Annotated in this window: 7 protein-coding genes and 1 pseudogene; 7 read left to right on the forward strand and 1 reads right to left on the reverse strand. The window is 73.0% G+C overall.

Annotated features, from left to right (window positions below; all coding sequences use genetic code 11):
• Nucleotides 1-3: 3 nt before the first annotated feature.
• The 6 genes from D7294_RS09060 to D7294_RS09090 all read left to right on the forward strand — a co-directional run bounded on the left by D7294_RS09060 (nt 4) and on the right by D7294_RS09090 (nt 3,413).
• Nucleotides 4-861, forward strand: coding sequence for a helix-turn-helix domain-containing protein (locus D7294_RS09060; protein ID WP_120677443.1), 858 nt, complete (start codon nt 4-6; stop codon nt 859-861).
• A gap of 5 nt (nt 862-866) precedes the next feature.
• On the forward strand, nt 867-1,136 hold the full coding sequence (locus tag D7294_RS09065) for a DUF397 domain-containing protein (RefSeq protein WP_120677445.1): 270 nt from the start codon (nt 867-869) through the stop codon (nt 1,134-1,136).
• A gap of 191 nt (nt 1,137-1,327) precedes the next feature.
• Nucleotides 1,328-2,071 (forward strand): hypothetical protein, encoded by a 744-nt coding sequence (locus tag D7294_RS31550; protein WP_147450796.1) that lies wholly within the window; start codon nt 1,328-1,330, stop codon nt 2,069-2,071.
• Nucleotides 2,072-2,335: 264 nt separating this feature from the next.
• A complete protein-coding gene (locus D7294_RS09080; protein WP_120677452.1) occupies nt 2,336-2,698 on the forward strand; it encodes a DUF2089 domain-containing protein in 363 nt (120 codons plus the stop codon).
• Nucleotides 2,695-2,955, forward strand: coding sequence for a hypothetical protein (locus D7294_RS09085; protein WP_120677454.1), 261 nt, complete (start codon nt 2,695-2,697; stop codon nt 2,953-2,955). The genes D7294_RS09080 and D7294_RS09085 overlap by 4 nt, the downstream gene beginning before the upstream one ends.
• A gap of 26 nt (nt 2,956-2,981) precedes the next feature.
• Nucleotides 2,982-3,413 (forward strand): SHOCT-like domain-containing protein, encoded by a 432-nt coding sequence (locus D7294_RS09090; RefSeq protein WP_120677456.1) that lies wholly within the window; start codon nt 2,982-2,984, stop codon nt 3,411-3,413.
• Between the two features lie 169 nt (nt 3,414-3,582).
• On the opposite strand, the gene D7294_RS09095 is transcribed toward D7294_RS09090, so the two are convergent.
• A complete protein-coding gene (locus D7294_RS09095) occupies nt 3,583-5,082 on the reverse strand; it encodes an MDR family MFS transporter (RefSeq protein ID WP_120677458.1) in 1,500 nt (499 codons plus the stop codon).
• A 1,003-nt stretch (nt 5,083-6,085) separates the two neighbouring features.
• Here D7294_RS09095 and D7294_RS33925 point away from each other — a divergent pair.
• Nucleotides 6,086-7,738, forward strand: a pseudogene (locus D7294_RS33925) (acyltransferase domain-containing protein); the annotation flags it as partial.
• Nucleotides 7,739-7,757: the final 19 nt, after the last annotated feature.

Here is a 7,757-nt window from a genome sequence, read left to right on the forward strand (position 1 = left end):
GTTGTGGCAGAGGCCCGGTCGGGGCCGACCGTGGGACAGATCGTGCTCGGGCTGCGCCTGAGGGACCTGCGCGAGCAGGCGGGCTGCTCGTTCGCCGACGCCGCCGCGGCGTTGAGCGTCAACGCCACCACCGTGCGCCGCATGGAGAAGGCCGAGGTCGGCCTCAAGCCGCTGTACGTCAAGGCCCTGCTGGAGCGCTACGGCGTCCCGGGGGAGGAGGCGGAGGCGTTCCTGCGGCTGGTGGAGGCGGCCAACCGGCCCGGCTGGTGGCACAGGTTCCGCGACGTGCTGCCCGACTGGTTCAGTCTCTACGTCAGCCTTGAGGGCGAGGCCAGCCTCATCCGTGCCTACGAACCGCACTGCGTGCCGGGCCTCTTGCAGACCCCGGAGTACGCGCGGGAGCTGTTCAGGACGGGTTTTCCCGGCGCAGAGGAGGCGGAGCTCGACCGCCGGGTGGCGTTGCGCATGGAGCGCCAGGAACTGCTCACCCGGTCGCGGGCCCCGTTGCTGTGGGCCGTGATCGAGGAGCACGTGCTGCGCCGCAGGGTCGGAGACGCCTCCGTCATGCGGGCGCAGATCGACCGGCTGATCGAGGCGACGGCGATGCCGAACGTCACGCTGCAGGTCATGCCGTTCAGTGCCGGTCCGCATCCCGGCATGTTCGGGCCGTTCCAGCTCTTCAGGTTCGACATCCCGGAGCTGCCCGACATCATCTACGCCGAGAGCCTGACCGGCGCGGTCTACCTCGACGAGCGGCCGGACACCGTGGCCTATCTGGAGGTGCTCGACCGCATGGGTGCGCAAGCCGCACCGGTTCAGGACACCGAGGCGATCCTCGGTGCTATTCGCAAGGAGCTCTGACACCCATGGGTGACGAGAAGCGCCACTCGGCGCCGACGACGGAACATATATACAACGGCATGCCCGCCAGGGAGCTCGGCAACGAGGGCTGGCGCAAGCCGTGGAGCGGCACCAACGGGGGGAACTGCGTGGAGGCGATGAAGCTGGCCGACGGGCGGGTGGCCCTGCGGCAGTCCACGGATCCCGACGGCCCCGCGCTGATCTACACCCCGCACGAGATCCGGGCCTTCATCCTGGGCGCCAAGCGCGGGGAGGCGGACTTCCTCCTGGCCTGAACGCGCCCGCGTACGCCCGCGGCCCGGTCCGCGCCCCCGCCGGGGGCGGGCCGGGCCGCGGCACGCTTGGAGAACTCCGCTTCCCGGCCGAGGGGTTGACCGCCCGCCCCGGGCGGCGAGACGGTGGTCGTCCCGGCCGGGCGGGGCGGCGTGCCCCGGCGAGACGGGGCGGAGGAAAGGGGCGGGGCCGGATGCGGGGTGTGGCACACGACGACCACAGGGCCGGGCTGCGCCTGCGAATCCCGCCCCACTGGACGCTCGTGCTCGACGAACTCGCGGAACCGCTGACCACGGTGCTCCTCCCGCCGCGCGGCGGGAGGCCGGAGGGGGAACACCGCGAGGACCCCGCGGGGCCGGCCGCCGAGCGGGCCCTCTGGGAGGAGGCCACGGCGGCGGTGCCCCCCGCCTCCTTCCGCGCGGACCCCTGGGACCCCGAGCACCCCGAGCACCCCGGGGACCGCGAGGACCCCGGGGACTCCGGGAACCCCTGGGACTGGGAGTCCTCCGAAGACTCCGAAGACTCCGAAGACAGCGAGGACGCCGAGGACTTCTTCCGGGACCTGCTCGACGACCGGGGCCTGTTCGTGGGCAGCTGGGAGGGTCTCGGCGAGGAGCCGCCAGAGGAGGACGGCCTGGCGGAGGGCGCCGAGTGGCTGGCGGCCGCGAACGGGGAGTCCCTGGAGCTCTTCCCGCCCGAGGCCGGCCATCGCGTCGACCAGGGCCGCGGGGAGCTGACGGTGCGCGGGCTCCGCTGCGGCACGGCCTGGTACCGGTACGTCGCGAACGAGACCGGCGCGACGGTCGGCTACCTGCGGGTCCTCGTGGTGCGCCTGACCGGCGGGGCGGTCTCCTTCCTCCTCGGCATCGGCCGGTCGCCCGCGGAGCGACGGCTGATCGACGACTGCCTGGAGAGCGTCGAGCCCCTCGCCTCCTGACCGGCACGCGCGCGGGGCGGACCGGGTCGTGCGCCCCCGGCGGGGCCGGGCCGGACCGCCCGGGCGGGTGCCCCTCCGCGCAACCAGCCGGCCCCCCGCGCAACCAGCCGGGCGCCCGGCGAGTCCCGGTGAGCCCCGGTAAGCACCCGCGCGCGGCGCCATGAAAGGCCAGCCTCAGAAAAATTAAGATTCTCGCGTTGACTCATTAAAAATCTCAAGGTAGACATGAAGCATTGACAGGTCACCGAGAGTAGGGAGCCGACGGTGGACTGGCAGGACCTGACGGACCTGACGCGCGGCCGGCCGTTCCTGGTCGAACGAGTGCGCCTCGCCGACAGCGGCGTCGCGATCGAGGGGCAGTTCGAGCCGCCGCAGCTGGCTCAACTCACCATCGACGACCAGGTGTTCATCGCCGCGTTCGTCCGGGCGCACGGCTCGATCAAGGAGATGGAGCGGGTCTTCGGGGTGAGCTACCCGACGATCAAATCCCGCCTGAAGCGGATCGCCGAGCAGCTCGACTTCGTCGACGTTGCCCCGGAGCCGGCCGGCGCCGCCGAGGTCATCGGCCGCCTGCGCCGGGGCGAGATCAGCGCCGAGGACGCCCTCGCCGAGCTGGAGGGGCGATGATCCCGCAGCTGGTGACGGTGCGCGTGCGCCGGTCCAACGGCCGCCGGGTGCGGGTGTACCTCCCCGTCCTGCCGGTGGCGCTGCTGCTGTCGCCGCTGCTGCTGCTCGCCGTGCTCGGCGGATGCGTCGCGTGCCTCGTCTTCCGCATCGGCCCGGTGGGCGCGCTGCGCGGGGCCGCACGGGTGCTGTGGGCGTCGCCTGGCACCCGATTCGAGGTGGAGCAGGGCCGCACGGCCGTGCTGGTCAGCGTCAGGTGACGCGAGAGAGAAGCTGGGGACACACCATGAACGAGCAGCGCCGTCAGATCCTGGAGATGCTGGCCGAGGGAAAGATCACCGCGGACGAGGCCGAGCGGCTGATCGAGGCGCTCCAGCGCGAGCAGCCCGAGGCGCCGCCGGGAGCCGCGCGCCGGAGGAAGGCCCGCCCCACGTACCTGCGTGTGGTGGTGAACTGGCAGGAGAGCACCGGCGGGGACGGCCCGGGCCGCGTCAACGTCCGGGTCCCGCTGCAGTTGCTGCGCGCCGGGGTCCGGCTCACGAGCCTCGTCCCCCCGCAGGCGCTCACCAGGGTCAACGCGCAGCTGAGCAGGTCGGGGGTGCCGATCGACCTCACCGAGCTGCGGCAGCGGGACATCGAGGACCTGATCGAGCAGCTGGACGAGGTCGACATCGACGTGGACGACCCGGAGGCCAGCGTGCGGGTCTTCTGCGAGTGACGCCGCCGCGGCGGCCGGCCTCCCGGCGGCGAGGCGACCGGGTCCCGGCCGCACACGGAGCTGGCCGGCGCCGGGCGGGGCCTGTGCGTGCCCCCGCCCGGGCGTCCTCCGCCCGCCGCCCGCCGGTGCCTTCGCCGGGTCCGGTCCGGTCCCGGCGCCGGTCCGGGCGCTAGTTGCTGGTGCGCAGGGCGACTTCGCGGACGAAGAGGGTGAAGACTAGGGCCAGCCCTGCGGCCAGGGAGGAGAAGACGAAGATGTCCGCGACGCCGTGGCCGTAGGCGCTCTCGACGACGGTGCGCAGCGGCCCCGGCAGCGCGTTCATGTCCGGGATGCCGCCGCTGCCGCCGCCGACGGCGGCGCCGCCCGCGTCCTGCCCGAGGCCGGCCAGCCCGTCCCTGGTGTAGCTCGTGACCCGGCTGGCCAGCAGGGCGCCGAGCGCGGAGACGCCGATCGCGCCGCCGAAGGAGCGGAAGAAGGCCACCACCGAGCTGGCCACGCCGAGGTCCTGGGGCCGCACCTGGTTCTGGGCGGCGAGCACCAGGTTCTGCATCATCATGCCGAGGCCCAGGCCCATCAGCGCCATGTACAGGGCGATCTCCAGGTACGGGGTGTCGTAGGCGAGGGTGCTCAGCAGGCCGGTGCCCGCGGTCACCAGCACGCCGCCGGTGACCAGCCACCGCTTCCAGCGCCCGGTGCGGGTGATGATCTGCCCGGAGACGGTGGAGGAGACGAACATCCCGCCGATGAACGGGATGGTCATCACGCCCGACATGGTGGCGCTCTGGCCGCGGGCCAGCTGGAAGAACTGGCTGAAGAAGACCGTGCCGCTGAACATCGCGATGCCCACGAACAGCGAGGCCGCGGAGGTGAGGGCGATGGTCCGCTCGCGCAGGAGCCGCAGCGGGATCATCGGGTCGCTCGCCCTGGTCTCGGCGAGGAGGAACAGGGCGCCCAGCACCAGGGAGCCGCCGACCATCGCGAAGGTCTGCCAGGACATCCACGCGTACTTGTCGCCGGCCAGGGTCACCCAGACCAGCAGCAGGGAGACGGAGGTCGTGATCAGCGCCGCGCCCAGCCAGTCGATCCTGACCTCGCGGCGGCTGACGGGCAGGCGCAGGGTCCGCTGGAGGACGAGGATGGCGGCGACGGCGAAGGGCACGCCGATGTAGAAGCACCAGCGCCAGCCCAGCCAGGAGGTGTCGGTGATGACGCCGCCGATGAGCGGGCCGCTGACCGTTGCGACCGCGAAGTTCGCGCCGAGGTAGCCGCTGTAGCGGCCGCGCTCGCGCGGGGGGATCATCGCCGCGAGGATGATCTGGGAGAGCCCCATCAGGCCGCCGACGCCGAGGCCCTGCACCACGCGGACCGTGATGAGCATCCCGGGGTTCTGGGACAGGCCCGCGATGGTGGAGCCGCCGACGTAGATGATCAGGGCGATCTGGATGAGGAGCTTCTTGCTGAAGAGGTCTGCCAGCTTGCCCCACAGGGGCATCGAGGCGGTCATCGCGAGCAGCGTGCCGGTGACCACCCAGGTGTAGGCGGACTGCCCGCCGCCGAGGTCGGCGATGATGTGCGGCAGGGCGTTGGTCACGATCGTGGAGGACAGGATCGCGGTGAACATGCCGAGCATGAGGCCGTAGAGCGCCCGCATGATGTCCTTGTGGGACATCGCGACGGCTCCGGACGGAGCCGGAGCCGTGGTGGCTGCTATGTCGGACGGTAGTGCCGATTCCTTGCTGTCGGTGGTCAAGACTCTCCCCATGGTCAACGGTGTACTTCGACCATACGGCAAGATGCTTACTACACGTAAACGTATTGAAGAAAGCTTTAGCCTTTGTGAAGGCTTGGCGAGCGCTCCCCGGGTGGTGCCCGCGCCCGCGCACCACCACGGCGCGCAGGCGCGCGGACACGGTGGCAGAGCGCCGTCGGCGCGCGTCCGGGCTCGTGGCTCAGGCGGCGGGTGCCGGCAGGCGATCGGGAGGCGGGGCGGGCGGAAAACGGGCGGCGGCCGAAGAACGGCGGAAAACATGCGGCCGAGGCGCCGAAATCAGTCGGGTATCGGCCTGTCCCACGCGTCCCATGCGCCCCGCACGGGGTGAAACCCAGGAAAATGCACAGGGGGCTCCGGCCGGGAAAGGGCCGTTTTCGGGGTCGCCACATTGCCCCCACGAAATCAACGAAGGGGGCACGCTATTGTGCGGGGAATCCGGTGGGAGAGCCGGGGGAGAATAGGCTGGTGAACTCCGCCTTCAGGGCACGTCACACGGCTTGGGGGGTGGGACGGGGAAAGTCTGCCACGGGGCATGGGGAAGCGCAAGGGGCGCTGCGTCCGTTCGGTCACGGGCTGCTGTGGCGACCCCCTGACCAGGTAAGCTCCCGTCCGCAGGCGGGACTTGACGGCCCGCGAGGAGCGCCGGAGCCCATGTGATATGCCTGTGTGCATTGGTTGATTTCGGCGGCTCGATTGGTTGCCGGAGCCGGTCGCGAGGACCGGCCAATGAGTCGCTGCGGACGCGGGAGAGGCATTGTTAAATGTGGGTGGCGCGTCCATGGAATGCTCTGCAATGTCCTGCCCTGTCGCGGCGCGCGGTATATGGTTTAGCGATGAACTTGGCCGGATATCCTCTGGTCTGACGCTTGGCTCTGTCGTGCACGAGGGGTTCTGAGACTGAATGGTGCGTGAGGCCGACGTGCTCGCTCCGCCGTGGCTGCTGTCCGGGAACGATCCCCAATCGCTGCGTCTTACGGCCAGGCGGCTGCTTCCGCTGCTCGACGCCGTGCCCGACCCGGCGCACCCCACCCCGCGCCTGGCCGACCTCGGCCGCGCCCTCGCCCGCCGGCCGGCCGGCCCCTACCGAGCCGCCCTCGCCGCCGCGCACCCCGCCGCGCTGCGCGCCGCCCTCGCCGCCTGCGCCACCCGCCGCCCGGCCCCCGGGCTCACCGAGGGCCGGGCCGCCGACGGCGGCTGCGTCTTCGTCTTTCCCGGGCAGGGTAGCCAGTGGCCCGGCATGGCCACCGAACTCGCCGCCGCGGAACCGGCCTTCCGCACGAGCCTCGACGCCTGCGGCCAGGCGCTCGAACCGCACACCGGCTGGCGGCTCGCCGACGTGCTCGACGGCGCCCCCGGCACCCCGCCGCCGGGCCGGGTCGACGTCGCCCAGCCCGCCCTGTTCGCCGTCATGGTCTCGCTGGCCGCCCTGTGGCGCGCCCGCGGCGTCCGGCCCACCGCCGTCCTCGGCTACAGCATCGGCGAGATCGCCGCCGCCCACGTCGCCGGCGCCCTCGACCTGGAGGACGCCGCCCGCGCCATCGCCGTCTGGAGCCGCGCCGAGGCCACCGTCGAGGGCCGCGGCGCGATGCTGTCCGTGCTCGCCCCCGCCGCCGAGGTGGCACCCAGGCTGGGCGGCGAGCCGGGCGCCCTCACCCTCGCCGCGATCAACGGGCCGCGTTCCGTGGTCGTCTCGGGCGACCGCGCCGCCGTCGACCGGCTGCTCGCCGAACTCACCGCCGAGGGCATCCGCGCCCGCGAGGTCGCCATCGGCCTGGCCGCGCACTCCCCCCACATCGAGCCGCTCGTGCCGCGCATCCGCCGCGAGCTCGCCGGCCTCAGCCCCCGCACCCCGGCGCTCCCCTACTACTCCTCCTTCACCGGCGGCCTGGTCGAGGGCCCGCTCGACGCCGAGTTCCTCAGCCGCCCGCTGCGCGCCACCATGCGCTTCGAGGAGGCCACCGGGGCCGCGCTCGCCGCAGGCCACCGCGTGCTGCTCGAGGTCAGCCCGCACCCCCTGCTCACCGCCGCCATGCAGGAGACCGTGGAGCAGGCCGGCCGGCCCGGTGCCGTGGTGGGCACCCTGCGCCGCGGACAGGGCGGGCCGGAACGCTTCTGGCAGGCGTTCGGCGAGGCCTGCGTGGCGGGCGTCGACCCCGACTGGGACGCGGCCTACGCCGGCTGCGACCCGCGCCCGGCCGAACTGCCGCCCGGCCTCGACGAGCCGCCAGGCCCCCACGAACCCGAGCTCCCCGCCGGCGAGCCCACCGCCGGGACGGAACCGGACCAGCTCCCCGCGCCGGGGGCCGAAGGCGCCGGCGGCGCCGCCGTGCCGGGCCCGCCGCGCCACGACGTGGCGGCCACCCTCGACCTGGTGCGCCAGGAGGTGGCGGCCGTCCTCGGCGCGCCGGACGCCAGGGAGATCGACCCGGACCTCTCCTTCCGCGAACTCGGCTTCGACTCGGTCACCGCCGTCGAGGTGCGCAACCGCGTCATGGCCGCCCTCGGCCTCCACCTGCCCGCCGTCGTCGTCTTCGACCACCCCACCCCCCGGCGGCTGGCCCGGCACGCGCACG

Origin of the sequence: Streptomyces hoynatensis (assembly GCF_003626535.1) — a bacterium.
In the GTDB taxonomy this organism is placed as follows: domain Bacteria; phylum Actinomycetota; class Actinomycetes; order Streptomycetales; family Streptomycetaceae; genus Streptomyces; species Streptomyces hoynatensis.

What these genes read in the sequence shown, in the direction of transcription:
- D7294_RS09065 (WP_120677445.1), top strand. Translation starts at nt 867, where the DNA reads ATGGGTGACGAGAAGCGCCACTCGGCGCCGACGACGGAACATATATAC.
- D7294_RS31550 (WP_147450796.1), top strand. Translation starts at nt 1,328, where the DNA reads ATGCGGGGTGTGGCACACGACGACCACAGGGCCGGGCTGCGCCTGCGA.
- D7294_RS09095 (WP_120677458.1), bottom strand. Translation starts at nt 5,082, where the DNA reads ATGTCCCACAAGGACATCATGCGGGCGCTCTACGGCCTCATGCTCGGC.
- D7294_RS09085 (WP_120677454.1), top strand. Translation starts at nt 2,695, where the DNA reads ATGATCCCGCAGCTGGTGACGGTGCGCGTGCGCCGGTCCAACGGCCGC.
- D7294_RS09090 (WP_120677456.1), top strand. Translation starts at nt 2,982, where the DNA reads ATGAACGAGCAGCGCCGTCAGATCCTGGAGATGCTGGCCGAGGGAAAG.